Here is a 25,033-nt window from a genome sequence, read left to right as displayed (position 1 = left end):
ACGCCGGGCCCCGTGCTTTTTCCGGAGTTCCCCATGAAAGATCTGTTCGCCGCCGTCTGCCTGGTCGCGGTGCTGGAAGGCCTGTTCCTGTTCGTGGCGCCGTTCGCCTGGAAGCGTATGGCCGAGCGGCTGCTGGACCTGCCCAGCCCGGCCCTGCGCAGCTTCGGCGGGCTGGTGCTGCTGGCCGGCCTGAGCCTGCTGTGGTGGGCGCGCCACTAGCAGGGTAGTGCCGGCCGCTGGCCGGCAACCTGGGATGCCGGCCAGCGGCCGGCACCACCGGGCGGGACGGCTGACCGGTGGGTGAAGCCGTCCGTCGGAAAGGTGGCAGCGGACCCCGGAAACCCGGATAATGCACAAAAGCCGGACGGGCCTCCCCGTTCGGCTTTTTCCGTGTCTGGGCCTTCCATCGCCGGCCGCTCCCCGTCTGGAGCCGCCCTCCAGGTGCTGGCCAGCCCCGCCACGGTTTACCCGTCCGCGGCCCCGATGGCCGCAACAAATCGAGGAGCCCGTCATGGGTCAGTCTGTCGTAGTGTTGGGTGCCCAGTGGGGCGATGAAGGCAAGGGCAAGATCGTCGATCTGCTCACTGAGGAAATCGGCGCCGTCGTGCGCTTCCAGGGTGGCCACAATGCCGGCCACACCCTGGTCATCAACGGCAAGAAGACCGTCCTGCACCTGATCCCGTCGGGCATCCTGCGTGACGACGCGCTGTGCCTGATCGGCAACGGCGTGGTGATCTCGCCGGCCGCGCTGCAGAAGGAAATCGCCGAGCTGGAAGCCTCCGGCGTGGAAGTACGTTCGCGCCTGAAGATCTCCCCGGCCGCGCCGCTGATCATGCCGTACCACATCGCCCTGGACCAGGCGCGCGAACGCGCTGCCGGTGGCAAGGCGATCGGCACCACCGGCCGTGGCATCGGCCCGGCCTACGAAGACAAGGTGGCGCGTCGCGGCATCCGCATCGCCGACCTGCATTACCCGAAGCAGCTGGAAGAACTGCTGCGCACCGCGCTGGATTACCACAACTTCGTGCTGACCAAGTATCTGAACACCGATGCGGTCGACTTCCAGAAGACCTTCGACGAGGCGCTGGCCTTCGGCGAATACGTGCAGCCGATGAAGTCCGACGTGGCCGGCATCCTGCACGACCTGCGCAAGCAGGGTAAGCGCGTGCTGTTCGAAGGCGCGCAGGGCGCGCTGCTGGACATCGACCACGGCACCTACCCGTACGTCACCAGCTCCAACACCACCGTCGGTGGCGCGCTGGCCGGTTCCGGCGTTGGCGCCGATTCGATCGACTACGTGCTGGGCATCGCCAAGGCCTACGCCACCCGCGTCGGCGGTGGCCCGTTCCCGACCGAACTGGACGACGAAGTCGGCCAGGGCATTCGTGACCGCGGCGCTGAGTACGGTGCCTCGACCGGCCGCCCGCGTCGCTGCGGCTGGATGGACATCGTCGCACTGAAGCGCGCCGTGGCCATCAACGGCATCAGCGGCCTGTGCATCACCAAGCTGGACGTGCTCGATGGCATGGAAAAGCTGAAGGTCTGCATCGCCTACGAATACAACGGCAAGCGCACCGAATATGCTCCGCTGGATGCGCAGGGCTGGGAAGAGTGCACCCCGGTGTACCTGGAGTTCCCGGGCTGGAGCGAGAACACCCACGGCATCACCCAGTGGGACGAGCTGCCGCCGGCGGCACGCGCCTACCTGCGTTCGCTGGAAGAACTGGCCGGCTGCCCGATCAGCATCGTTTCGACCGGCCCGGACCGCGACCACACCATGGTCCTGCAGGATCCGTTTGCCTGAGTGAGAGACCGGTAGCGCTGGGCCCTGCCTGGTGTTGCTGAAGGAAAAGCCCCGCGCAAGCGGGGCTTTTTCGTTTTCGGTACTGTGGCGGCACAGCCGGCAGGGCAGCGCAGCGATGACGGAGACTTCGGCATGAAGGGCGAGACGGTCGCACGGGTGACTCTGTGGCTGCTGTGGAGCCTGTGGACGCTGGCCTGCATCGTGCTGGTGCTGGGCGCGCTCGCCAATTACCTGGCTTCGCGCACGCAGACCCTGCCGCTGGTGCTGCAGCCGGGCGCGACCGCCGAGATCACGGTGTACCGCTTCATCGACGACCCGCTGCGACTGCGTCTGCGTTATGCGGATGACGGCGCCGATCCGGCGGTCGATCCCGAGCTGCGCCTGCGCGCGGAAACCCCAACCGATCGCACCGAGTTCCGCGCGGAGAGCCGCTCGGCGGTGACCGATCCGGAGATCCATCGCGCACTGGAATCGGTCGAGCGAGACCGGTTCGCCGCCTCGTACTTCGGCTACGGCCGCAGTGACGCACTGCCGCGAGGCCGTTCCTCGCTGCGGCTGACCGTGCTGGAGGTCGATCCGGCGTTGGCCGGCCGTGCGGCCTCGGTGGACCTGCTGCCGCCGATGGACGTGCTGAAGCTGACCGACCTCGACTACCTCTGGCTGTGGCCGTTCTTCTTCTGGAAGATGGCGGCGCTGTTGCTGATGATTCCAGGAGCTGCGTTGGCCGTCTTTACTGTGGCATTGCGACGCTGGCAGCGCCGGGCATCATCGCTGCCGACTTCAGCAGCGGATAGGGATTGATCGACTCTCCCTTCCACCACTGCTTCTCCGGCCCCAGCACATGCACCTCGAAATGCAGGTGTGGGGCCTCGGCGCTGGCGTTGCCCGTGCTGCCGACGTAGCCGATCACCTCGCCGCGCTTGATCACCTGCTTCTCGGCCAGGCCATCGGCGTAGCGCTGCAGGTGCGCGTAGTAGTAGCACCAATGCCCGCTGGGCTCGAACTGGTAGATCGTCAGGCCACCGCGCTCGCTGTCGAACAGTTTCTCCACCGTGCCATCGGCCACCGCCAGCACCGGCGTACCTGCATCGGCCATGATGTCGATGGCATCGTGTACGCGGCCCTCGCTGCGTGCATCGCTGAAGGTGTCGTGCAGCTGCGAGGGCAGGATGCCCTGCACCGGCAGCAGCAAGCCGGACGGTGCATCGGCAGCCTGGGCGGCCGGCGGCGCGGTGGAGGCGGGTGGGGCTGTTGCGCCTGGCGCTGCCGGTTCCGTCACCGGCGCGGCGGCCACCGTCGATGGCGCTTCCGGCAGCGCGTCGGTCACCGGCTCATCCATATCGCGGTGCAGCCACCAACCTGCACCCAATCCCAGCAGAACACCCAGCACGATCAGTTGCGAAAGACGCATCGACTCACTCCTGCATCACGACAGGCACCGAGGTGTCCACTGCGTCGGCCACGCGCAGTGCATCCCAATTGGTCATGCGTACGCAGCCATGCGACTCGGTCTTGCCCACGTGGCCGGGTTCAGGCGTGCCATGCAAGCCGTAATGCGGCTTGGACAGATCGATCCAGACCCGGCCGACCGGATTGTTCGGGCCGGGCGGCAGCGTGGCTTTCTTTTCCCCCTTGCGGGCATCCCAGAACAGCTTGGGGTTGTAGTGGAACGGCGGGTCGCGGTACACGCCCAGGATTTTCCATTCGCCGATCGGCAACGGGTCGTGCTGGCTGCCGGATGACACCGGCACCTGCGCGATCAGCTTGCCCTGCGCGTCCAGTAGCTGCAGCGTGGAGTCGGATTTGTCGACCACGATCCTGGCGGCCTTCGGCAATGCGGCCGGGGCGATGTTGGGGACCTGGATGCGGCTGCCAGCCCTGGTCAGATCCACGCCGGGATTGAGCATCTTCATCAGCTCTGGGGACGCGTGGAAGCGCTCGCCCAGGGCTTCTTCCACACTGCTGTAGCCCAGCGATTTCAGCTTGGCCTGGGCGGCGGGTCCTTTCGGTATCGGCTGGAACGGGCCGGCGACATCCTCAGCAGTCAGCGTGTAGCTGGCCAGCGGCGTGATCGTATCGGCCTGCAGAGCCTTCCAGGTGGCGTCGTCCAGCTCACCCGTTACGGTCAGGCCGTGTGCCGTCTGGAAGCCTGACACCGCCCGCCGCTGGTTGCTGCCTACCTCACCATCAATCTGGCCCGGAGAGAAGTTCGCACGATCCAGCAGCACCTGGGCATGCAGTGCGGAGCGCACTGCGGTGTCCGGGCCAGCCTTCTCGGCAATGGGGGCGGGCAGGTTGGGCGGCGGCGCCTGCGCGAAGGCCGGCGACGCCAGCAGCGAGATGGCGAGCAGGGTGGATCGAGACACAGATGAGCGCATTGGGATCTCCAGCAGGTACGCCGCCACCTTGCCCGCAGGGGGCGCCGGGCCGCCGTGAAAGGGATCTGATGCCCGCATGAGCAGGCATGTCATTGCCGCCGGCTGGCACCGGCAGGTGCCGCTGGGACGGGGACTCACCAAGGTGAACGGTGGCCGACGCCGTCGATGGGCGGTGATCAAGATTGCCTGCCGTGCCGCCGATAAGGCCACATCCCCCCGTTTTGGATACCCCCATGAACTACTTGAGGAACGTCAGGGTTGCCTGGCGTCTTGGGCTGGGCTTTGGCCTGTTGCTGCTGCTGGTTGCCGCCGTAGTGGCCACCGGCGCCACCGCCAGCGTCGTGCAGAAGCGCGCGATGCAGCAGGTGGTCGACGTCAGCGTGGCCAAGGTGCGCCTGTTGTCGCAGATGCTCGACGCCAACAACCAGATGATGGTGGTGCGCCGCGAGATGCTGATCCGCCAAGGCGAAGACCGCGGCAGCGATGAGAAGCGCATTGCCGATCTGGTCAAGCGCTATGAGGCCAGCTGGACCGCCTACCAGGCACTGCCAGGCGATGCGGAGGGCAAGGCCATCGCGGAAACCATCGCGGCCAAGCGTGCCATCGCGCGCCCGCTCAACAAGCAGACCAGCGAACTGATGGAGCAGGGCGACTACCCGGGCGCCGTGGCGCTGACCCTGGGGCCGGTGCAGGAAGCCGCCAACGGCTGGAACAAGGCGCTGTCCGATGGCGTGGACTTCGAGGAGAAGGAAAGCCGTGAGGCTGCCGCCGAGGCGATCCGCCTGGGCGAGCGCAGCCTGCTGCAGCTGCTGGTGCTGGGCGGCGTCGCGCTGCTGGTGGGCATCGGTGCCTCGGTGATGATCGGCCGCAGCCTGACCGGTCCGCTGGCGCGCGCGGTGAACCTGGCCGAGCGCCTGTCCAAGGGCCAGCTGGATCAGGAATTCCGCCTCGGCGGCCGTGACGAACTGACCCAGCTGGGCGAGGCGATGGCCAGCGTGCGCCAGAGTGTGCAGGCGGCGATCGGCGCGCAGCTGCAGATGGCCGAGCAGCACGAGGCCGGCGCAATCCGCTATCGCATGGACGCCAGCGCGTTCCCCGGTGATTTCGGCCGCATGGTGCAGGCCACCAACAGCCTGGTCGAATCGCACGTGCAGGTGGAACTGCTGATGGCCGAGGTGATGCAGCGTTACGCCATGGGTGACCTCAGCCGCGACCTGCCGGACTACCCGGGTGAGAAGGGCACGCTGACCCGCACCCTGGCGGCGGTGAAGCAGAGCCTGATGGCGATCAACGCGCAGATCGATGAACTGGCCCGTGCCGCACGCGCCGGCGATTTCAGCATGCGTGGCGATGCCGCTGCGTTCCAGTACCAGTTCAAGACGATGGTCGAGCACCTCAACGGCATGATGGCCAGTTCGCAGGCCAGCATCGCCGATGTTTCCGACGTGCTGCGCGCGATCTCGCATGGCGACCTGACCGCACGCATGGAGGGCGAGTACGACGGCGTGTTTGCGCGCATGCGCGACGATGCCAACACCACCACCGCGCAGCTGACCGGCATTGTCCGCGGCATCCAGGTGGCTGCCGACAGCATCAACAACGCGGCCCAGGAACTGGCCGCCGGCAACAACGACCTGTCGCGCCGCACCGAGCAGCAGGCCGCGAATCTGGAAGAAGCGGCCGCGTCGATGGAGGAGCTGACCTCCACCGTACGCCAGAACGCCGAACTGGCGCGTCAGGCCGACAGCGAAGCGCATGCCGCCGGTGCCGCCGTGCGCGAGACCGAGCAGGCGATGGCACAGATGGCATCGGTGATGGGCGAAATCGATCAATCCTCGGCGCGCATCTCGGAAATCTCCACGGTGATCGACGGCATCGCGTTCCAGACCAACATCCTGGCGCTGAATGCCGCAGTGGAAGCTGCGCGTGCAGGCGAGCAGGGCCGTGGCTTTGCCGTGGTCGCCAGCGAAGTGCGCACGCTCGCACAGCGTGCCGGTGTCGCCGCCAAGGAGATCAAGGAACTGATCGAGGACGCCGCTTCCAAGGTGAAGAGTGGCCTGGCGGTGACCGTTGAATCGGAAGCCGCGATCGCACGCGTGGCGCAGGCCAGTTCGCGCACCACCCAGCTGATGAGCGACATCGCAGCGGCCAGCAAGGAGCAGGCCGCCGGCATCGAGCAGGTCAACCAGGTGGTGGTGCAGATGGACCAGGTGACCCAGCAGAACGCCGCGCTTGTGGAAGAAGCCACTGCCGCGAGCCGCGCGCTGGAAGAACAGGCGCATGCACTGACCACGTCAGTGGCGGTATTCCAGCTGGAGCAGGGGCCGCGCATGCCGGTCATGCCGGCGCGGGCGGCGTAAGCGACCTGTAACTGGATACTGGATGGCGCCCTGCCTGCGATGTCCCGCATGCAGGGCGTCGACGCACCCCACCGGACCGACGCCGCGGGCTAGCGCCCGCGGGCTGAGCGTTCGATCAGCCAGCCGGCGGCGTACAGCAACAGCAGTGTCGGCGGAACCAGCACTGCATATGCGGTCGACCAGGGTTTGCCACGCAGCAGGCCGCCTGCGCCGATGGCATCGAGTGCGGCAGACTGCAGGGTGATGGGGAGCGCCATCAGGATATAGGTACCCTTCGGGTCCCCCTCCGACTGCGCGCCGTGAACCAGCCATGCGGTCAACAGCAGGTAGACCACGCAAAGCGCAAGACCGGTCCAGCTCAGGAGTCGCCGCATCTTCATCCGCATGCCCCGGTTCAACGGACGTCGAAGCGGGCCTGCAGCGGCAGGCTCACCTTCCGCAGCAGATCCCGGACCACCACCTGCGCAGTCCACGTGCCTTTGGGATCACCGGCCTCAGCGACGAACTTCAGGTGCAGGTTGGTCATGTACAGCAGGTTTGGCGGGCCGGTCAGGGCGGCGGTGAAACAGGGAACATCGCGTTCGTCGATACTGGTACTGCCGTCCGGGCGCAGCATGCGCAGATCGCAGTGCACCTTGGGTACGCGGTTCTCGTCCAGTTGCGGGTTGGAGAGGAATGTCAGCAGGAACAACTCACCGCCCAGGTGGACTTCGTTGGCCTCGTTGAAGCCGGGAGTGGTCTCCGGCGGGGTCTCCCACTTGGCCCGCCAGTCGGCATCGGAAGTGACCAGCAGCGATGCCGCGAAGCCGCCGCTGGATTTCATGGCATCGGTCTCCGTCAACGCCTTGCCATCCCCATTTATCCAACCATCGCTGGCGGAGCTGTTCAGTGGCAGCATCATGGCCATCATGGCCAGCGCGCAGGTCCATCGCATCAACGGCTCTCCCGGGTAGCCGCGTCCCGCGGCAGAGCGGGTAGTATTGCCCAACATTGGCCGGCAAAGCAGCAGGACAGCCGGAGCAGGGGTTCCGTTGCCTGCCGATGTGGGTGATGCTTGCCAGCAAAGGAGGTGGCATGGGAATCGGGAGCGAGGAAACGCCGATCTGTTTCCCTGCATCGGCCGCGCCGCAGCACGTGCTGATGCTGCCCGGTCTGGATGGCTCCAGCAGGCTGTCGCCCCCGTTCCTGTCGGCACTCCAGGCTTACGGTCTGACAACGCAGGCGATCACGCTGCCCGCGCAGGGACCGCAGGATCACGCCACGCTTGCCCAACGGCTGTGGTCGCAGCTGCCCAGTCGTCCCTTCATCCTGCTCGCCGAGTCTTTCTCGGGCCCGTTGGCTGTTGAACTGGCCACGCGCCATCCCACCGGGCTGCGCGGACTGGTGCTTGCAGCGACCTTTGCGCGTCGCCCGGTGCCACTGCCGGCAGCCAGCGCAGCCCTGCTGTCGCCGGCCTGGCCGCTGCCTCCCGTGGCATTGCTGGCGCGCCTGTTGCTGGGGCCGTGGTACACCCGCGGGCACACGTCGATGCTGCGCGATGCGTTGGCCAGGACTCCGACGAGCACGTTGCGGCAACGCGCCGCAGCGACCCTGCGGGTCGACGTGCGTGCATTGCTGCCAGCAATCCAGGTGCCGACGCTGTGCCTGCACGCGTGCCACGACCGCCTGCTGTGGCCGCCCAGCGTGGCCGAGCTGCAGGCCCTGTTGCCCGATGCCCGCCATGTGTCGTTGGAGGGGCCACATCTGCTGCTGCAGGCGCGTGCCGACGCAGCTGCAGCCGAAGTGGCCGCGTGGATGAGGACGTTGCCGCGTTGAACGATGCGCTCAACTGCGGGCGCGGGTACGTGCCGCTTTCCTGGCCGCCACCTTGCGCACTGTCTTCTTCGCCGCACGGGTCTTGGCCGCCTTCTTCGCTGCAGCACTGCGCGAGGCGGCTGTACCGGCCTTCTTGACCGCTGTCTTCTTTGCGGCCTTCTTGGTGGCGGTCTTACGAGCCGGTGCCTTCTTTGCCGCCGCCTTCTTCGCAGGCGCCTTCTTGCTCGCCGCCTTCTTCGTGCCCTTGCGTGCGCTGCCGCTACGTTTGCCGCCACCGTCCTGCTTGTTCACGGTGGCCCAGGCGATGCGCTCGGCGGTGCCTTCACTCGCGCCGCGCTCGCGCTCGCTGTCCTCGATGTGCTCGGCCTGGCGCTTCTGTTTCCCGGTATATGCGGATTTGTCACCACGGGGCATGACGGTTCTCCTGTTGTAGTGGTCAGGCCAGCAGGCGCAGCTTGGGCTCACGCGCCCACTGGCGGGTGGCGGCGACTGCCAGGAAAGCCTTGGCGTCTTCCGCTTCGACGATGCCGGCATCGTTGCCGACCCGCGCCGCCTTCAGCAGCGTCTGGCCGCCTGCGTCGCTGGCGATGGCCTTCAGGTGCGCCCACGCCTGGCTGACGAATTCGACGGCTGCACTCTCTTTCGACAAGGCCTTCGCGGCTTCCGGGCTGAGCACCACGGCCACCGCATCGAACACAGCCGATGGCGTGCCCGCCAGTTGCCCATCCGCCGCCTGCATCGCCCCATCGCTCAGCGTGGCGCCTCCCACTTTTGGTGCCACCAGCTTCACCTCCGCACCTGCCTTCCGAGCGGCCTTGCTCAGGCTGGCGATCACGCGGGCATCGGAGCCCTCATCGAACAGGACGCCGATGCAGCGACCCTGCAGGATGGGCTTGTTGCGCCCGATCACGCGCACCTCGGGAGCGGGGGGCATGTCCCGCACCGGGGTAGCAGTCGGCGCCGCGTCGGGCAGTGCAGGCAACGCCAGACCATCGGCCACGCGCCGGGCCAGCGATTCGTCGATGTTGCGCAGGTGGCTGACGGTGCGCACCCGCACCTTCAGCGTTTCCACCTTGGACAACTCGAATACCAGCGCCGATGCCAGGTGCGCCTGCTCCGGCTTTTCAAGGCTGCGGAAGAACATCCGGGCCTGGCTGTAGTGGTCGGCGAAACTCTCCGCACGCGTGCGGCCCTTGCGGCCATCGTCGGCGCTGGCATGGCTGCGGAAACCGGCCGGTGTCTCGCGCGGGGTGTCGTCCTGCAGCGAGCTGGGATCGTAGGCCACGCGGCCCTTGGGCACCTGCATCTGCATGTGGCCATCGCGCTGATGATTGGCAAACGGGCACTTCGGAGCATTCACCGGGATCTGGTGGAAGTTCGGGCCGCCAAGGCGCAGCAGCTGGGTGTCCAGGTAGGAGAACAGGCGGCCCTGCAGCAGCGGATCGTTGCTGAAATCGATGCCCGGCGGCACGTTGGCCGGGCAGAACGCCACCTGTTCGGTCTCGGCGAAGAAGTTGTCGGGCCAGCGGTCCAGCACCATGCGCCCGATCACCTGCAACGGCACAAGCGATTCGGGAATGATCTTGGTCGGGTCCAGGTGGTCGAACGGAAATGCCTCGGCCTCCTCTTCCGTGAACAGCTGTACCGCCAGTTCCCACTCGGGGAAATCACCTCGCTGGATGGCCTCGAACAGGTCGCGGCGATGGAAGTCATTGTCAGCCGATTGCAGTTTCAACGCTTCGTCCCAGACCGTTGACTGGATGCCCAGCTTTGGCCGCCAATGGAACTTGACGAAGGTCGACTCGCCCGCCTCGTTCAGCAGGCGGAAGCTGTGCACCCCGAAGCCTTCGATCATGCGCAGCGAACGCGGAATGGCGCGGTCGCTCATCGCCCACATGATCATGTGCATCGACTCGGGCATCAGCGAAATGAAGTCCCAGAAGGTGTCATGGGCCGAAGCCGCCTGCGGGAACGCACGGTCTGGTTCCATCTTCACCGCATGCACCAGGTCCGGGAATTTCATGGCGTCCTGGATGAAGAAGACCGGGATGTTGTTGCCGACCAGATCCCAGTTGCCTTCCTTGGTATAGAACTTGACCGCGAAGCCGCGCACGTCGCGCGGAGTGTCCACCGACCCTGCGCCACCGGCCACGGTCGAGAAGCGGGTGAACACGGGCGTCTTCACGCCTACCTCGGTCAGGATGCGCGCCCGGGTGTGGGCGGCCAGAGACCGGGTCAACTCGAAGTAGCCATGTGCCGCGCTGCCACGTGCGTGCACGATGCGCTCGGGAATGCGTTCGTGATCGAAGTGGGTGATCTTCTCGCGAAGGATGAAGTCTTCCAGCAGCGTGGGTCCTCGAGGTCCCTGCCGCAGGGAGTTCTGGTTGTCTGCCACCGGGATGCCCTGATCGGTGGTCATCGCCGGGTGGCTGCCGCCGGCGCGCGGGTGCAGTTCATCGCCGTTGCCGCGGGGGTGGTTTTCGGTTGCGCGCTTGCCGGTCGGCTTGCTGGCGGCCATGGGGGGGAGGCTCCGGATCATCAAGGGAACCACGACACTGGAACCGAACCCGTTAAACCCAGGTCCGGCAAAGGTGAACGTACGGGCAAAAGCAGGCTCGGGTATGCTTGCCCCATGCGAGTCGAGCCCGCCGACATCGAAGCCCTGTTCGACGCCATCCCGGATGTGCTGTTCTTCATCAAGGACCGCCAGGGGCGGTATACCCACGTCAACCAGACCATGCTGCGACGGCTGGGCCTGCGCGCACGCAAGGACGTGATCGGGCGCACAGCGGCCGAGATCTACCCGACCGGCCTCAGCGCGGACTATGTCGACCAGGACGCCCGCGTGCTGTCCGGCGAGGTGATCGAGAACCTGATGGAGCTGCACCTGTTCGCCAACCGCGAACCGGGCTGGTGCCTGACCTGCAAGCGCCCGTTGCTGGTCGATGGCGCCATCGAGGGCCTGATCGGCATTTCCCGCGACCTGGGCCAGAAGGACAGCCTGGGCGCCCAGTACGAGCAGCTGCGGCTGGCCCTGGCCCACCTCAACGCGCACTACGCCGAGAACGTGCGCATGCAGACCCTGCTGGACATCACCGGCTTCTCGCTGTCCAAGCTGGAGCGCAGTTTCCGCAAGGTGTTCCAGATGACCCCGCAGCAGGTGCTGACCCGGCTGCGGATCCAGATGGCCATGCACCTGTTGCATGGCGACGACAGCATTGCCTGCATCGGCCAGGCCTGCGGTTTCAGCGACCAGAGCGCCTTCACCCGCAAGTTCAAGGCTGAAACCGGTTTCTCGCCGCGCGCCTATCGCGCCCGGATCGGCGGCAACGTCGGCGAGCCCGCACTGGCCTGAGCCCCCTGCTGCGCTGTGCCTATCCCCGCGGGCCTGGGACAGGGTAAGGTGTCGCCCCTGTAGCCCGCCGCCAGCCCCGCCGATGCCCAATTCGATTCCGACCGCTTCGCCGTCCCGCCTCGGACATTCGCTCAAGCCCCGCCAGCTGATCATGATGGGCCTGGGCAGTGCCATCGGCGCCGGCCTGTTCCTCGGCTCGGGCGTGGGTGTGCAGGCGGCCGGTCCGGCGGTTCTGGTCTCGTATCTGGTCGCTGGCGCGCTGGTGATCATCGTGATGAACGCACTGGGCGAGATGGCGGCGGCCAAACCGACCAGCGGCGCGTTCTCGGTGTACGCCGCCGATGCCATGGGCGCCACCGCTGGCGCCACGGTCGGCTGGTTGTGGTGGGTGCAGCTGGTGATCGTGATCGCCGCCGAGGCGGTCGGTGCGGCCGGGTTGCTTGCCACCGTCTGGCCGGTGGTGCCGGTGCCGATGGCTGCGTTGGCCTTCATGCTGTTCTTCACTGCGATCAACCTGCTCGGGGTGAAGAACTTCGGCGAGTTCGAATTCTGGTTCGCCATCCTGAAAGTGGCGGCGATCCTGGCCTTCATTGCCATCGGCGTGGCACTGCTGATGGGCTGGCTGCCGCAGGTCACCTCACCTGGCCTGAGCAACTTCACCGGACACGGCGGTTTCGCACCGAAGGGCCTGGCCGGGATCGGTGCGGCGCTGCTGGTTGTCGTTTTTGCCTTCGGCGGCACCGAAATCGTCGCCGTTGCGGCGGCCGAAACCGAAGATCCCGAACGCAGCATCGCCCGTGCCATCCGTACCGTGGCCTGGCGCATCCTGGTGTTCTACATCGGCTCGCTGAGCGTGATCATCGCCGTGGTGCCGTGGACCAGCGAGGCGCTGAAGTCGCCGTTTGCCGCCGTGCTCGATATCGCCCGCATCCCGGGCGCTGGTACCGCCATCACGCTGATTGCGGTGATCGCGCTGCTGTCGGCGCTCAACGCCAACCTCTATGGCGCCTCGCGCATGATGTATTCGCTGGCGCAGCGCCGCGAGGCGCCGGCGGTGCTGGGCTGGACCGATCCGCGCCAGGTGCCGGTGATCGCCGTGCTGGCCAGCGTGCTGTTCGGTTTCGCTGCGACGGTGATGGAACTGCTGTTCCCGGACCGGGTGCTGCCGGTACTGCTCAACATCGTCGGTTCCACCTGCCTGCTGGTGTGGACGTTGTCGCTGGTTTCGCAGCTGGTACTGCGCCGCCGCGCCGATCGCCTGGGTACCCGCCTGCCGTTCCGCATGGCCGGTTTCCCGTGGCTGACCTGCTGCGCGCTGGCGATCCTGGCGTTGATCTTCGGCCTGCTGCTGAGTGAGTCGCACACCCGCCTGCAGTTCCTGTCGATGGTGGCGTTGACCGCCACGATTGCCGCCGGCAGCGCCATCGCACGGCGCATGCGCCAGGCGTGACTGCCGCTGTAGAACCGGCCCCACGGTCGGTTGCGGTCGCCGAATGTTCTGTAGAGCCGACCCTACGGTCGGCTGCTGTTCGCGTGGCCGCCAGCCGAGCGCGGGCTCGGCTCTACAGCAGGCATACATCCGCCGTGCCATCCTGATCGCGTGGGCCGCCAGCGGCCCGTCGACCAGGAGTACCGCATGCTGCGCAGCCGTCCCTTCCTGATGTTCACCGGCCAGGCCGAGGCCGCCCTGGCCCTGTACGCCGAAGCCTTCGCCGATTTCCGCCTGCTGGCCCTGCAACGCCACCCCGAGGGGGCCGGCGCCGGCGTGCCCGGCCAGGTCCGCCAGGCGATCTTCCTGCTCGGTGGCACCCATTACCTGTGTTTCGACAGCCTGGATGTGCACGACTTCACCTTCAGCCCGTCGATCTCGCTGTTCGTCGAGTGCTCCGGTGCCGAGCAGTTCGAGCGTGCGGCACGCGTGCTGGGCGAGGGCGGCCATTGGCTGATGCCGGTGGGTGACTACGACTTCAGCAACCGCTATGGCTGGGTGCAGGACCGCTTCGGCGTATCGTGGCAGTTGAGCCTGGGACAGATGCCGGACCCGTGATCGGGTAATTGTGGGTGTGGACCCTGGTCCACACGCCCTCATGAAAACGGCCCGCTTGCGCGGGCCGTTTTCTTTATCGATGCAGTGAGGAATCAAGCCTCGACTTCATCATCCTTGTAGGCATCGACCGGGATGCAGGCGCACATCACGTTCTTGTCACCGTACACGTTGTCGACGCGTGCCACCGGCGGCCAGTACTTGCTCTGCTTCAGGCTGGCCAGCGGGAAGGCGGCCAGTTCACGCGGATAGGCGTGGGTCCACTCGCTGGCGGTCACCGCGGTGGCGGTGTGCGGGGCGTTCTTCAGCGGGTTGTCCTCGCGGTCCAGGCGACCGTCTTCGATCGCGCTGATTTCCTCTCGGATCTGGATCATCGCGTTGATGAAACGGTCCAGCTCGTGCAGCGACTCGCTCTCGGTTGGCTCGACCATCAGCGTGCCGGCCACCGGGAAGCTCAGGGTCGGGGCGTGGAAGCCGAAGTCGATCAGGCGCTTGGCGACGTCCTCGGCACCGATGCCGCTGGTCTTCTCCAGCGGGCGCACGTCCAGGATGCACTCGTGCGCCACCAGGCCGTTACGGCCGGTGTACAGGGTCTTGAAGTGCGGAGCCAGGCGCTTGGCAATGTAGTTGGCGTTGAGCTGCGCGACCTGGGTGGCCTTGCGCAGGCCTTCGCGGCCCATCATCGCGATGTACATCCAGCTGATCGGCAGGATCGAAGCACTGCCGAAGCTGGCCGCGCTGACCATGCCGACCGGGCCGTTGTCACCCAGCTTGCCCGGCAGGAACGGGGCCAGGTGCTCCTTGACCGCGCACGGGCCCACGCCCGGGCCACCACCGCCGTGCGGGATGCAGAAGGTCTTGTGCAGGTTCAGGTGCGAAACGTCCGAACCCCACTTGCCCGGCTTGGCCACGCCGACCAGGGCGTTCATGTTGGCGCCGTCGGTGTACACCTGGCCGCCGTGCTTGTGGATGATCTCGCAGATCTCGACCACCTCTTCCTCGAACACGCCGTGCGTGGACGGGTAGGTCATCATGATCGCGGCCAGGCGGTCGCTGTACTTCTCGGCGTTGAGGCGGATGTCCTCGACGTCGACGTTGCCGTTGGCATCGGTCTTGGTCACCACGACCTTCATGCCGCACATCTGCGCCGAGGCCGGGTTGGTGCCGTGCGCCGAGTCCGGGATCAGGCAGATGTCGCGGTGGCCTTCGCCGCGCGAGCGGTGGTAGGCACGGATCGCCAGCAGGCCGGCGTACTCGCCCTGCGCGCCGGAGTTCGGCTGCAGGCTGACCGCGTCGTAGCCGGTGCATTCGACCAGCATCGCTTCCAGCGTGTCGATCAGTTCCTTGTAGCCCAGCGCCTGGTCGGCCGGCACCAGCGGGTGGATCTGCGAGAACTCCGGCCAGGTCACCGGGATCATCTCGGCGGTGGCGTTGAGCTTCATGGTGCACGAACCCAGCGGGATCATCGTGCGGTCCATCGCCAGGTCCTTGTCGGCCAGCGAACGCAGGTAGCGCAGCAGTTCGTGCTCGCTGTGGTGGGTGTTGAACACCGGGTGGGTCAGGAACGCGGACTGGCGCAGCAGGCCCGCCGGCAGCGCGTCGGCGGTGCTGGCGTCCAGCGCCTCGACGTCAGCCTGCGCGCCGAACACGGCGGCCAGCGCGACCACGTCGGCGCGGGTGGCGGTCTCGTCCAGGCTGATGCCGACCGAGTCGCTGTCGATCGCGCGAAGGTTGTAGCCGGCGGCGCGTGCCTTGGCGTGGATCTCATCGGCATGCACGCCGGTGATGTGCAGGGTGTCGAAGAAGTCGCCACCGACCTGCACGCCGGCGTTGCGCAGTGCCGCAGCCAGGATCGAGGCCAGGCGGTGGGTGCGCCGGGCGATGCGGGTCAGGCCTTCCGGGCCGTGGTAGACCGCATACATCGAGGCCATCACCGCCAGCAGCACCTGTGCGGTACAGATGTTCGACGTCGCCTTCTCGCGGCGGATGTGCTGCTCGCGGGTCTGCAGGGTCAGGCGATAGGCCGGGTTGCCCTGGGCATCGATGGAGACACCGATCAGGCGGCCCGGCATCGAGCGCTTGTAGGCGTCACGGCAGGCCATGAACGCGGCGTGCGGGCCGCCGAAGCCGAACGGCACGCCGAAACGCTGGCTGTTGCCGACCACGATGTCCGCGCCCCATTCGCCGGGAGCGGCCAGCAGGGTCAGCGCCAGCAGGTCGGTGGCCACGGCCACCAGGCCGCCGCGTGCATGCACGGCCTCGACCAGCGCCTTGTAGTCGCCGACCTGGCCGAAGGTGTCCGGGTACTGCAGCAGCAGGCCGAAGGCTTCCGCTTCCAGTGCTTCGGCCGGGGTGCCGACGCGCAGCACGATGCCCATCGGTTCTGCGCGGGTACGCAGCAGTTCCAGGGTCTGCGGGTGCACGGCGTCGTGCACGAAGAAGGTGTCCGACTTCGACTTGGCCGAACGCTTGGCCAGGGTCATCGCTTCAGCGGCGGCGGTGGCTTCGTCCAGCAGCGAGGCGTTGGCGATCTCCATGCCGGTCAGGTCGGCGCACAGGGTCTGGAAGTTGATCAGCGCTTCCATGCGGCCCTGCGAGATCTCGGCCTGGTACGGGGTGTAGGCGGTGTACCAGGCCGGGTTTTCCAGGATGTTGCGCAGGATCACGTTCGGGGTGTGGGTACCGTAGTAGCCCTGGCCGATGAAGCTGCGCAGCACGGTGTTCTTGTCGGCGATCGCGCGGATCTTCGCCAGTGCCTGCACTTCGGTCATCGACTCCGGCAGCGCCAGCGGCGCCGGCGACTTGATCTTGGCCGGCACGATGGCATCGGTCATCGCATCCAGCGACGCGTGGCCGACGACGTCGAGCATCTGCGCGATCTCGGCATCGTTGGGGCCGATGTGGCGCTCGACGAACGCATTGTGGTGCTCGAGCTCACGCAGGGAAGGGGTGTTCTGGGACATGGCGAAGGATCCGTCAGGAAAGGGCACACGCACGGGCACAAGCCGCCGGTCGGCGGTCTGCGGGGCGCCCCTCTGTCCTTTTGCCTGAGAGTTTAAAAGCGCGGCGGACCGCAGCTTCGTGCCCCTTCGGCGCCGGATCGAACCGGTCTCTCCAGAGTTCTGTTACGGGTGGTATCGGGCCTGAGCGATTACGGGCGTTGCGCCTTCGGCAGCGGTGTTCCGCTTCTCCCACCGTGTTGCCCGCCGATTATAGCCCGTTGCGGGCCCGCTGGCCGTCTACGGGCCTGGCCGCTGGGCCTGAATGGCCGATGGCCCGGACGTGCGTTTTGTGCATCGCTGCATGGCATCAGGCGCAATCCCCACCTATGATGGCCAGATACCTGAATTCATCTGGCGCCCTCCCTGCAGACGGGGACCGGCGCCCGCCGTGCGTGCCACGCATGGCCCTGCCGGACGCCTTTCCCATGACCGCCGCTGTTGCTCCCTCCACCCGCCGCATGGCCCTGCTGCTTGCCGGCCTGGCCATGTTCGGCCCGTTCTCGATCGACACCATCTTCCCGGCCTTCCCGCAACTGGCCCGGCGCCTGGCGGTGGACGAGGTGGCGGTGCAGCAGACCATCAGCGTGTACCTGCTGTTCTACGGCCTGATGAGCCTGGCGCACGGCCCGCTGTCCGACGCCTGGGGCCGCAAGCGGGTGATCCTCGGTGGACTGGTGGTGTTCGTCGGCGCCTCGGTGGGCTGCGCACTGTCCACCGACCTGACCACACTGCTGGCCTTCCGCGCCCTGCAGGGCCTGTCGGCGGGTGTCGGCATGATCGTCGGCCGCGCGGTGATCCGCGACCTGTACCACGGCCATGACGCGCAGCGGCTGATGAGCCAGGTGTCCATGCTGTTCGGCATCGCCCCGGCCATCGCGCCGATCATCGGTGGCTGGATCCTGCTCAGTGGCGCGGGATGGCCGCTGATCTTCTGGTTCCTGGTGGTGTTCGCGCTGGTCCTGCTGGCGGCCACTGCACGCTACCTGCCCGAGACCCATCCGGTCGAAGCGCGCGTGCCGTTGTCACCGCGCGCGTTGATGCGTGATTACGTGCGCATCGGTTTCAATCCACGCTTCCTGCGCCTGGCGCTGGCCGGCAGCATCGGCTTTGGTGGAATCTTCCTGTACATCTCCTCGGCGCCGGTGTTCGTGATGCAGCACCTGCACCTGGGCGAGGGCGGGTTTGCCTGGTTGTTCATCCCGACCATCGGCGGCATGACCACCGGCTCATTCCTGTCCGGGCGCATGGCCGGGCACACCACGCCCACCCGCCAGGTCTCCATTGGTTTCGGCCTGTGCGCATTGTCGGTGCTGTTGAACGTTGGCTACGTGGTGCTGTCGCCACAGTTCGTACTGCCATGGGCGGTACTGCCGATCTTCCTGGGGGGCATGGGCATGGCGCTGATCTTCCCGATCCTGGCGCTGGCGGTACTGGACATGTACCCGCATCAGCGCGGCCTGGCCTCGTCGCTGCAGGCCTTTGTGCAGCTGATGATCAGCACCGTGGTGGCCGGCGTGGTGTCACCACTGCTGAGCGGTAGCCCGCTGCACCTGGCACTGGGCCAGGCGGCGTTCTTCGGCGCCGGTTTCGTGTTCTGGTACTGGGAACACCAGCGCGAGCGTGCGGCGCAGGCAGCCTGCACGGGTCACTGAGCAGCGCGCAGGGGTAGGGCGGGCCACGACGCCCGAAACACTTGCGGCAGGGAACGGCCGGACTAGGCTGGGCACTCCAGCCAGCCGGTGCGTGGATGCACGACAGCCAGCCGATCCGATGTCGTTGCATGAGGTTTCCCCCAAATGGCTGCGCAGCAGACCTACCGCCTGTTCGAGGTGGCGCTGAAGGAGCGCCGCGTTCTTTCCCCTTCCCTGGATCGCATGGTGTTCACCGGCGCCGACGTGGCGCGGATGAAGACCGAAGGCCCGGACCAGCGCATCAAGGTGTTCTTCCCCTTGCCTGGCCAGGACCTGCCGCAGGTGCCCTGCGGCGAGGACTGGTATCCGCGCTACCGGGCGCTGCCGGACGATCAGCGCCCGCCGATGCGCACCTACACCATCCGCCAGCTGCGTGCAGAGCTGGGCGAGGTTGATGTTGATTTCGTGCTGCATGGCGAGACCGGGCCGGCCTCACGCTGGGCCATCCATGCACGCCCCGGCGACCGTGTGGTGTTGCTGGCTCCCGATGCCGACTGCGCCGACAGCAGTGAAGGTTGGGAATGGAAGCCGCCGGCCGGCGTCGGCCAGGTGCTGCTGGTGGCCGATGAAACCGCGTTACCGGCGGTGGCTGGCATTCTTGAGGAACTGGCGGCCATGGTGGATCCGCCGCGTACGCTGGCCTTGCTGGAAGTGGCGCAGGCCGGCGACGCGGTGCCGCTGAAGGCACCGGCTTCCGCCGAGCTGGTCTGGCTGCCACGCGGGCGCGCGGCGTACGGGGCGCCGCTGTTGCAGGCGGTGCAGGCGCGGCTGGCAGCCGCCTCGAGCGTGGCCGCTGGCGACGAACTGGAAGAGATCGACGTTGACGCGCAGATCCTCTGGGAACAGGCCGATGCCAGCGTGGCCGGGCCGCTGTATGCCTGGGTGGCAGGCGAGGCGGGGGCGGTGATGGCGATCCGTCGCCATCTGGTCCGCGACTGCGGGCTGGACCGCCGCGCGATCACCTTCATGGGCTACTGGCGGCACGGCAAAGTGCTGGATTGAGGGGGTGTGAAGCGGCGTGGCGGGTGGGGTGCGCTATCCTTGCGCCCCCCTCGCAGCGGTATTGCACCATGTCCACCAGCTCCAAGACCCGCCGCGACCAGCGCCGTCGCCAGGAAAAGCAGGCCGCCAACAAGGCCGCTGCCCAGGCCTCGCCGGTGGAGCCGCATGCCGAACTGCGCGACGCGCAGCGCACCCTGCTGGCCGGTGTCGTGCGCCGCGACGGCGAATGGGTGCTGGGCATGGACGGCCGTATCGCCGGCCACAGTGACTCCGCCGCACAGGTACTGGCGCTGATCATGCAGGCCGGTGAACTGCACGAGCGCAACGGCACGCCGGTGCGCCTGATGTACTCCGATGCGCTGCGCGATGCCGCGCACGCCGAAGCGAAAGAGAAGGGCCAGACCTTCGAGGAATTCAAGGCGGAACTGGCCGCGGCGATGGCGGCGAAGAAGGACAGCTGACAGGCATTCCGGAAAAGCCGGCCGCTGGGTCTTCATCGCGTAGCTGCCGGCCAGCGGCCGGCGCTACAGAAAGGGGCGGATCCTTGCGGACCCGCCCCTTTTCTCATTTCGCCGCCGGGGCGGCGTTGGCCTGCCAGCCACACATCTGGCCTTCGTTCTGCTGCTTCAGCCACTCGTTGACCGGAGTGAAGTACTCGATCATCGGGCCGGCATCGAGCTTGTCGGTGCCGGTCAGCTCCTTCAGCGTGGCCTGCCACGGCTGGCTGGCACCCTTGCTCAGCATCGCCCAGTATTTCTGGCCGGCTTCCTTGTTGCCGTAGAAGGTGCACTCGTGCAGCGGGCCCTTGTAGCCGGCTGCATCGCACAGGCCCTTGTAGAACTGGAACTGCAGGATGCGGGCCAGGAAGTAGCGGGTGTACGGGGTGTTGCCCGGCACGTGGTACTTCGCGCCCGGATCGAAGAATTCTTCGCCACGGGTGCTGGCCGGGGCCACGCCCTGGTACTTGGCCTTCAAGTCCCACCACGCCTTGTTGTAGTTGTCGGCGGTGATCGAACCATCGAACACGCCCCAGCGCCAGCGGTCGATCATCAGCCCGAACGGCAGGAACGACACGCCCGACAGCGCCATGCGCATCTGGTTGTTGATGACCGCTTCGCGGCTCTCGGTCGGTGCATCGACCAGGCCGATCGAGCTGAGGTACTTGGGCGTCATCGCCAGCACGATGGTGTCGCCGATCGCCTCATGGAAGCCATCGTTGGCACCGCCCTGGAACAGCGGCGGCAGCGGGTTGTAGGCCAGGTCGTAATAGATGTGGCCCAGCTCGTGGTAGATGGTGGTGAAGTTCTCTTCGTTCGGCTTGATGCACATCTTGGTGCGCACATCGCCTTCCATGTTCATGTCCCAGGCGCTGGCGTGGCAGACCACGTCGCGGTCGTCAGGCTTGATGAACTGGGTCTTTTCCCAATAGGACTGAGGCAGCGACGGCATGCCCAGCGACACGTAGAAGTCCTGCGCGCGCTCGGTCATCTGCTTGGCGGTACGCAGTTCGGCCTCACGCTGCGCCTTGTACTGGGCGGCCACGTTGGCGTCCTTGCCGGCCTTGGCCAGCGCCGCGCTCAGGTTGGTCTGGTACTGCTTTTCCAGTGCCGCGGTGATGTCCAGGCTGCCGGCGCCGGGGTAGGGTTCCAGCTGGTCCCACAGGTTCGACCAGTCCTGCTGCCACATGTTGCCGAGCAGGTGCGCGGCGATCAGGCCGTTGCCCACTTCGGCCTTGTCCTTGCCGTAGGTCTTGTCCAGCTTGCCGCGTGCGTAGCAGTGCAGCTGCTCGTACATCGGCTTGACCTGTTCCCACAGGCGATCGGTTTCCGGGCCGATCTGCTCCGGCGGCATGTCGTAGCCGCTGCGCCACATCTGGCCGGCGTCGGCAAAGCCCATGCCCTTGGCGCCTTCGTTCACCAGGCCGACGAACTTCTGGTAGTCGCCGCGCATGCTCTTGGTGGTGCTGTGCCAGCCCTGCCAGGCGTCGAGCTGCTTGTCATAGTCGCGGCTGCGCGCCAGCACCTGTTCCAGCTCGCCCAGCTGGCGGCAGGAGTTCGGATCATTGGCATCGGTGCAGTACTTGCCGGCACCGTAGCTGCCTTCCATGCGGGTGGCGATCTGGGTCAGCTCGGCCAGCTTGGCCGGGTCGCGCGGCGCCGGCATCGACGACATCAGCTTCAGCAGGTGGATCGCGCGCTTGCTGTCCTCGCTCATCGGCTTGCCGTCGAACTTGGCGGCCTGTTCGATCCAGCTGTTGAGCTGGGTGAGCGAACGCTCGTTGGCTTTGGCCGCAATGCGTTCCGAATCACCGTTGATGTAGGTGGAGGACAGCCACTGCGCCGAGGTCATCTCCGGGTAAGCGGCCTTGAATTCGGCATTGATGCGGGCCACGAACTGGTCGGCGGTTTCACCGGCCGGGGCGCTGCTGCTGGCGGTATCGGTGCCTGGGGCAGCTTCCTTCTTGCAGGCGGCCAGGGCCAGCGTGGCGGCGGCGATTGCCGAGGCCAGCAGGAGATGACGGTGTTTCACGGGCGGTCCTTGGGTGGTGAACGACGGCCGAAGGCTAGTGGGCCGTCGCTGCCACCGCAAGTGGCGGACGTCAGCCGGGCGGCGCCCGGCACCCGCAGAGGCCAGAGCACAAGCAACAGCAACCGCCGAAGCAACCGCAACAGCGGGGTATCCGTGGGATGGCGCGGCGGTGTGGGCTTGCAGGACACGCCGTAAACCCATCCATGGGGGCTCGATGGCGCCATCCATGGCGCCAACGGTCCTGCAAGCCCACACCGCCCCACGTCTGACAGATCGTGGCGGCTGTTGGTAGGTGTCGACCTTGGTCGACACATCTGTCAGGTATCGACAATCAAAATGGGGTCAGATCCGTTTTCCTCCGGAAAACGGATCTGACCCCAAGATCGTTCCAACAGATCGCGGAAAACTGTCGAAGGCGGGGTGGGTCCGGTTGCGGGGGCGTGAGCCGCATGGATGCGGCGACCGAGCTTACATGGACGTACTTGCAGCGTACCCCGCAACCGGACCCACCCCGCCACCCCTCAGGAAACCCGCTTCTGCTGTTGCTTCGGCCGTTGCCGTTGCCCCTGCAGGTGCAGGGCTGCAAGCCCTGCCGAACAACCCTCAACCTTCGCAGTTGGCGAACACGTCGCGGTCGCGCTCGTACAGCGCCGTCTTCACCTGCATCAGGCCCAGCACCGACGGGAACAGGTTGTCGTGGTCGGTATACGCCGCCGAACGCTTGCGCACGCACTGCAGATCCAACCCACGGCTGCTGGCGAAGCCCGGCGAGAACCACATCGTCATCGGTACGCGGGTCTGCTCGGCCGGTGCGATCGCATACGGCACGCCATGCAGGAACAGGCCCTTCTCGCCCAGCGATTCACCATGGTCGGACAGGTAGATCATCGCCGTGTCGTAATCCTGCATGCCCTGCAGGGTACCAATGGTCTTGCTCAGGAAATGATCGGTGTACAACACCGCGTTGTCATAGCTGTTGGTGATCTCGTCGCGCGAGCAACGGCCGATGTCACGGGTGTCGCAGGTTGGCTTGAAGCGGGCAAAGGCGGGCGGGTAGCGCTCGAAGTAGGCCGGGCCGTGGTTGCCCAGCTGGTGCAGCACCACCACCCGGTCGCCGGGCTTGGCCCGCACCTGGGTGGCCAGGTCCTGCAGCAGGATCTCGTCCATGCAGCGGCCATCGGCGCACAGGCCCGGTGTAGTGGCGTCGGACAATGACTGGAAGTCCAGGCCCTCGCACACGCCCTTGCAGCCGGACTGGTTGTCACGCCACAGCGGCGCGATGCCGGCGCGATTCAGTACGTGCAGCAGCGACTGGTGCGCACGGATCTTCTTCTCGTCGTAGTCGTGGCGGCCCCACGGCGAGAACAGGCACGGCAGCGAGACCTCCGTGCTGGTGCCGCATGAGTGCATGTCCGGGAAATTGATCACGCTGGCCTGTGCCAGTTCCGGAGTGGTGTTGCGGCCACCGTTGAGGCCCCAGTTCTGCGCACGGACGGTCTCGCCCATGACGATCACCAGCAGGCGCGGCTTGCTGGCCGGGGCGCGTGGCGTGGCCTTGGCGTCGGTGCCGATCGGCAGCTTCGGTGCGCGCTGCACCGGGTTGTCGCCACGCAGCGCACGCGGCATGCCCAGCAGCACGTTGGCCGGGGTGGCGAGGTAACGCACTTCGCGCTGGTTGCGCATCAGTGCCGAAACATCCTGGAACGAGATCAACGCGCCGCCGACGGCGGTCACCGCGGCCACCGCCAGGAACCCCAGTCGCCACAGCAGGCTGCGGCCCCAGCTGCGGCGACGCAGCTGCACGCGCCACAACACCGCCATCGGCAACACCGCCAGCAACAGTACCGGCCACAGCAGCGACACGGTCATCAGCTCGCGGCTTTCCTTGGGGTCGGTCGCCAGCACGTTGCGCAGCATGTCCGCATCCAGGTAGATGTGGTAGCGGCTCATGTAGTGCGCGGCGAATGCGGTCACCAGCAGCAACAGGCTGATCACCACCTTGGCGTTCCAGCGCCAGACCAGGATGCCCAGCAGCACGCCGTGAGCGCCCAGCAGCAACAGCAGCAGCGAAAGCGCGTAGCGCAGGCTGCCTGGATGGCTGGCCATCGCGCTGTGCCAGAACAGGCCATTCCCGGCTACCGCGAAGAACAGGCTGGTCAGCGCGATCAGCGCTTCGGTGGACAGCTGCGGCCGCCAGTGGCGCAGACCCGCAAGGGCGGGGAGGCGGGCGGGCCATTGGACCGATGCACTCATGCGTTTGCCTCCTGGCGGTTGGGACGGTCCCGCTGACGGCGTGTCAGGACGCGTTTGACGATCAGATACAGGCCGAGCGAAAGCAGCCAGCAGATCAATGCGGTGGCGACGTCATGCGAGAGGAAGTGCGCGCCGCGCAGCTGCTGGCTGATGCCGAACACCAGACCGGTGCCAAGACCGATCCACAACCCGGCCCAGCGCCATGAAGGGCGCCACAGCAGGGCAAAAAAGTAAAGGGACAACCATGCATAACCCGCGCTGGCGTGGCCCGCCGGGAAGCAGGCCTGCGCGGCCATGCCTGCGGGGCGCGCCGTGAAAAGCCCGATGAAAGGCTGGTGGCCACCGTAGCGGAGCAGATCCCACGGGCATTCCATCGGCACCAGCGACTTCAGCAGGGAGATCACGCCGGTGCCCAGCGCCAGGGCAAGTACGACATAAAGCAGCGCCCACCGCAGGGTGTGATCGCGTCCTTTACGCCAGTGATGGAAGCACAGCAGGAGCACGACCAGCGCCGCCGCAGTGCTCAACCATTTACCGGCCTTGTGCACGACGCTGCGGGTGATCCAGGCGTCCTGCAATGCCCAATGGCCGCCCTCAAGACGGAACAGGTGGTCGGCCACCCACTGGTCGCCGCCGAACCCCATCAGCAGCGCAAACACGGGCAGACCGATTGCGACAGGCAGCCAAAAGTGAGTTGCGGCGAATCTTGACGCCAGTGGCGATGTCGCAAGCGGCGCGATCGAATCAAGGGGACGAACGGGCATGCTGAGGGAAGGCGGGTTCGGGAATCCGCAGTCATG

General features: G+C 66.7%; 21 protein-coding genes and 1 riboswitch. Of the genes, 11 read left to right on the top strand and 10 right to left on the bottom strand.

Annotated elements, in window-relative coordinates:
• Window positions 1-33 precede the first annotated feature (33 nt).
• From ACS0OT_RS14855 to ACS0OT_RS14845, 3 genes are all read left to right on the top strand, one after another.
• Window positions 34-219, top strand: a complete 186-nt coding sequence (locus tag ACS0OT_RS14855) for a DUF2065 domain-containing protein (protein WP_005410640.1) — start codon at window positions 34-36, stop codon at window positions 217-219.
• A 292-nt stretch (window positions 220-511) separates the two neighbouring features.
• Complete coding sequence (locus ACS0OT_RS14850) at window positions 512-1,804, top strand: adenylosuccinate synthase (RefSeq protein WP_005418326.1); 1,293 nt, start codon at window positions 512-514, stop codon at window positions 1,802-1,804.
• Window positions 1,805-1,936: 132 nt separating this feature from the next.
• Window positions 1,937-2,605 (top strand): hypothetical protein, encoded by a 669-nt coding sequence (locus tag ACS0OT_RS14845; RefSeq protein WP_095378356.1) that lies wholly within the window; start codon window positions 1,937-1,939, stop codon window positions 2,603-2,605.
• Here the strand turns inward: ACS0OT_RS14845 and ACS0OT_RS14840 are convergent.
• Together ACS0OT_RS14840 and ACS0OT_RS14835 are read right to left on the bottom strand one after the other, a co-directional pair.
• Complete coding sequence (locus ACS0OT_RS14840) at window positions 2,535-3,215, bottom strand: M23 family metallopeptidase (RefSeq protein WP_164093586.1); 681 nt, start codon at window positions 3,213-3,215, stop codon at window positions 2,535-2,537. The genes ACS0OT_RS14845 and ACS0OT_RS14840 overlap by 71 nt on opposite strands.
• 4 nt (window positions 3,216-3,219) lie before the next feature.
• Window positions 3,220-4,182, bottom strand: a complete 963-nt coding sequence (locus tag ACS0OT_RS14835; protein ID WP_164093585.1) for a L,D-transpeptidase family protein — start codon at window positions 4,180-4,182, stop codon at window positions 3,220-3,222.
• A gap of 233 nt (window positions 4,183-4,415) precedes the next feature.
• Between ACS0OT_RS14835 and ACS0OT_RS14830 the strand changes: the two genes are divergently transcribed.
• Entirely contained in the window at window positions 4,416-6,542 is a 2,127-nt protein-coding gene (locus tag ACS0OT_RS14830) for a methyl-accepting chemotaxis protein (RefSeq protein ID WP_095378358.1), read from the top strand.
• Between the two features lie 89 nt (window positions 6,543-6,631).
• Here ACS0OT_RS14830 and ACS0OT_RS14825 read toward each other — a convergent pair whose 3' ends face one another.
• Both ACS0OT_RS14825 and ACS0OT_RS14820 read right to left on the bottom strand, forming a co-directional pair.
• The gene (locus ACS0OT_RS14825) at window positions 6,632-6,922 is read right to left on the bottom strand and encodes a hypothetical protein (RefSeq protein ID WP_032954416.1); all 291 of its coding nucleotides are present in this window, start codon (window positions 6,920-6,922) and stop codon (window positions 6,632-6,634) included.
• A 14-nt stretch (window positions 6,923-6,936) separates the two neighbouring features.
• Window positions 6,937-7,476 (bottom strand): hypothetical protein, encoded by a 540-nt coding sequence (locus ACS0OT_RS14820; RefSeq protein WP_005418303.1) that lies wholly within the window; start codon window positions 7,474-7,476, stop codon window positions 6,937-6,939.
• A 140-nt stretch (window positions 7,477-7,616) separates the two neighbouring features.
• Here ACS0OT_RS14820 and ACS0OT_RS14815 point away from each other — a divergent pair, with 140 nt between their 5' ends.
• Window positions 7,617-8,357, top strand: a complete 741-nt coding sequence (locus tag ACS0OT_RS14815) for an alpha/beta fold hydrolase (protein WP_065178227.1) — start codon at window positions 7,617-7,619, stop codon at window positions 8,355-8,357.
• A 9-nt stretch (window positions 8,358-8,366) separates the two neighbouring features.
• Here ACS0OT_RS14815 and ACS0OT_RS14810 read toward each other — a convergent pair whose 3' ends face one another.
• Both ACS0OT_RS14810 and ACS0OT_RS14805 read right to left on the bottom strand, forming a co-directional pair.
• Window positions 8,367-8,771, bottom strand: coding sequence for a hypothetical protein (locus ACS0OT_RS14810; protein WP_164093583.1), 405 nt, complete (start codon window positions 8,769-8,771; stop codon window positions 8,367-8,369).
• A gap of 22 nt (window positions 8,772-8,793) precedes the next feature.
• Window positions 8,794-10,875 carry a catalase gene (locus ACS0OT_RS14805; RefSeq protein WP_164093582.1) on the bottom strand — a complete coding sequence of 694 codons (2,082 nt, stop codon included), beginning with the start codon at window positions 10,873-10,875 and terminating at the stop codon, window positions 8,794-8,796.
• 114 nt (window positions 10,876-10,989) lie between these two features.
• Between ACS0OT_RS14805 and ACS0OT_RS14800 the strand changes: the two genes are divergently transcribed.
• The 3 genes from ACS0OT_RS14800 (at window position 10,990) to ACS0OT_RS14790 (ending at window position 13,759) form a co-directional block, all read left to right on the top strand.
• On the top strand, window positions 10,990-11,712 hold the full coding sequence (locus tag ACS0OT_RS14800) for a helix-turn-helix transcriptional regulator (RefSeq protein ID WP_005418296.1): 723 nt from the start codon (window positions 10,990-10,992) through the stop codon (window positions 11,710-11,712).
• An 82-nt stretch (window positions 11,713-11,794) separates the two neighbouring features.
• Window positions 11,795-13,162, top strand: a complete 1,368-nt coding sequence (locus ACS0OT_RS14795) for an amino acid permease (protein WP_164093581.1) — start codon at window positions 11,795-11,797, stop codon at window positions 13,160-13,162.
• A gap of 186 nt (window positions 13,163-13,348) precedes the next feature.
• Window positions 13,349-13,759 carry a VOC family protein gene (locus tag ACS0OT_RS14790; protein WP_005418291.1) on the top strand — a complete coding sequence of 137 codons (411 nt, stop codon included), beginning with the start codon at window positions 13,349-13,351 and terminating at the stop codon, window positions 13,757-13,759.
• 92 nt (window positions 13,760-13,851) lie between these two features.
• Here the strand turns inward: ACS0OT_RS14790 and gcvP are convergent, their stop codons facing one another.
• Window positions 13,852-16,719 carry an aminomethyl-transferring glycine dehydrogenase gene (gcvP, locus tag ACS0OT_RS14785; protein ID WP_005418289.1) on the bottom strand — a complete coding sequence of 956 codons (2,868 nt, stop codon included), beginning with the start codon at window positions 16,717-16,719 and terminating at the stop codon, window positions 13,852-13,854.
• A gap of 62 nt (window positions 16,720-16,781) precedes the next feature.
• A riboswitch (glycine riboswitch) is annotated at window positions 16,782-16,884 on the bottom strand.
• A 299-nt stretch (window positions 16,885-17,183) separates the two neighbouring features.
• Here gcvP and ACS0OT_RS14780 point away from each other — a divergent pair.
• From ACS0OT_RS14780 to ACS0OT_RS14770, 3 genes are all read left to right on the top strand, one after another.
• Window positions 17,184-18,410 carry a multidrug effflux MFS transporter gene (locus ACS0OT_RS14780; protein ID WP_065185519.1) on the top strand — a complete coding sequence of 409 codons (1,227 nt, stop codon included), beginning with the start codon at window positions 17,184-17,186 and terminating at the stop codon, window positions 18,408-18,410.
• A gap of 144 nt (window positions 18,411-18,554) precedes the next feature.
• On the top strand, window positions 18,555-19,451 hold the full coding sequence (locus tag ACS0OT_RS14775) for a siderophore-interacting protein (protein WP_139727493.1): 897 nt from the start codon (window positions 18,555-18,557) through the stop codon (window positions 19,449-19,451).
• A 68-nt stretch (window positions 19,452-19,519) separates the two neighbouring features.
• Entirely contained in the window at window positions 19,520-19,912 is a 393-nt protein-coding gene (locus ACS0OT_RS14770) for a hypothetical protein (RefSeq protein ID WP_005418286.1), read from the top strand.
• 103 nt (window positions 19,913-20,015) lie between these two features.
• Here the strand turns inward: ACS0OT_RS14770 and ACS0OT_RS14765 are convergent, their stop codons facing one another.
• The 3 genes from ACS0OT_RS14765 to ACS0OT_RS14755 form a co-directional block, all read right to left on the bottom strand.
• On the bottom strand, window positions 20,016-21,980 hold the full coding sequence (locus tag ACS0OT_RS14765) for a M2 family metallopeptidase (RefSeq protein ID WP_164093579.1): 1,965 nt from the start codon (window positions 21,978-21,980) through the stop codon (window positions 20,016-20,018).
• Window positions 21,981-22,583: 603 nt separating this feature from the next.
• Window positions 22,584-24,233: a phosphoethanolamine transferase gene (locus tag ACS0OT_RS14760; RefSeq protein WP_065179478.1), complete on the bottom strand. Its 1,650-nt coding sequence runs from the start codon at window positions 24,231-24,233 to the stop codon at window positions 22,584-22,586.
• Window positions 24,230-24,997, bottom strand: coding sequence for a phosphatase PAP2 family protein (locus ACS0OT_RS14755; protein ID WP_329889015.1), 768 nt, complete (start codon window positions 24,995-24,997; stop codon window positions 24,230-24,232). The genes ACS0OT_RS14760 and ACS0OT_RS14755 overlap by 4 nt, the downstream gene beginning before the upstream one ends.
• Window positions 24,998-25,033: the final 36 nt, after the last annotated feature.

The sequence above is a fragment of the Stenotrophomonas maltophilia group sp. RY12688 genome, assembly GCF_052149045.1.
GTDB lineage: Bacteria > Pseudomonadota > Gammaproteobacteria > Xanthomonadales > Xanthomonadaceae > Stenotrophomonas > Stenotrophomonas sepilia.
The sequence above is the reverse complement of the archived record's forward strand: the minus strand, read 5'-3'. Positions and strand labels throughout refer to the sequence as shown.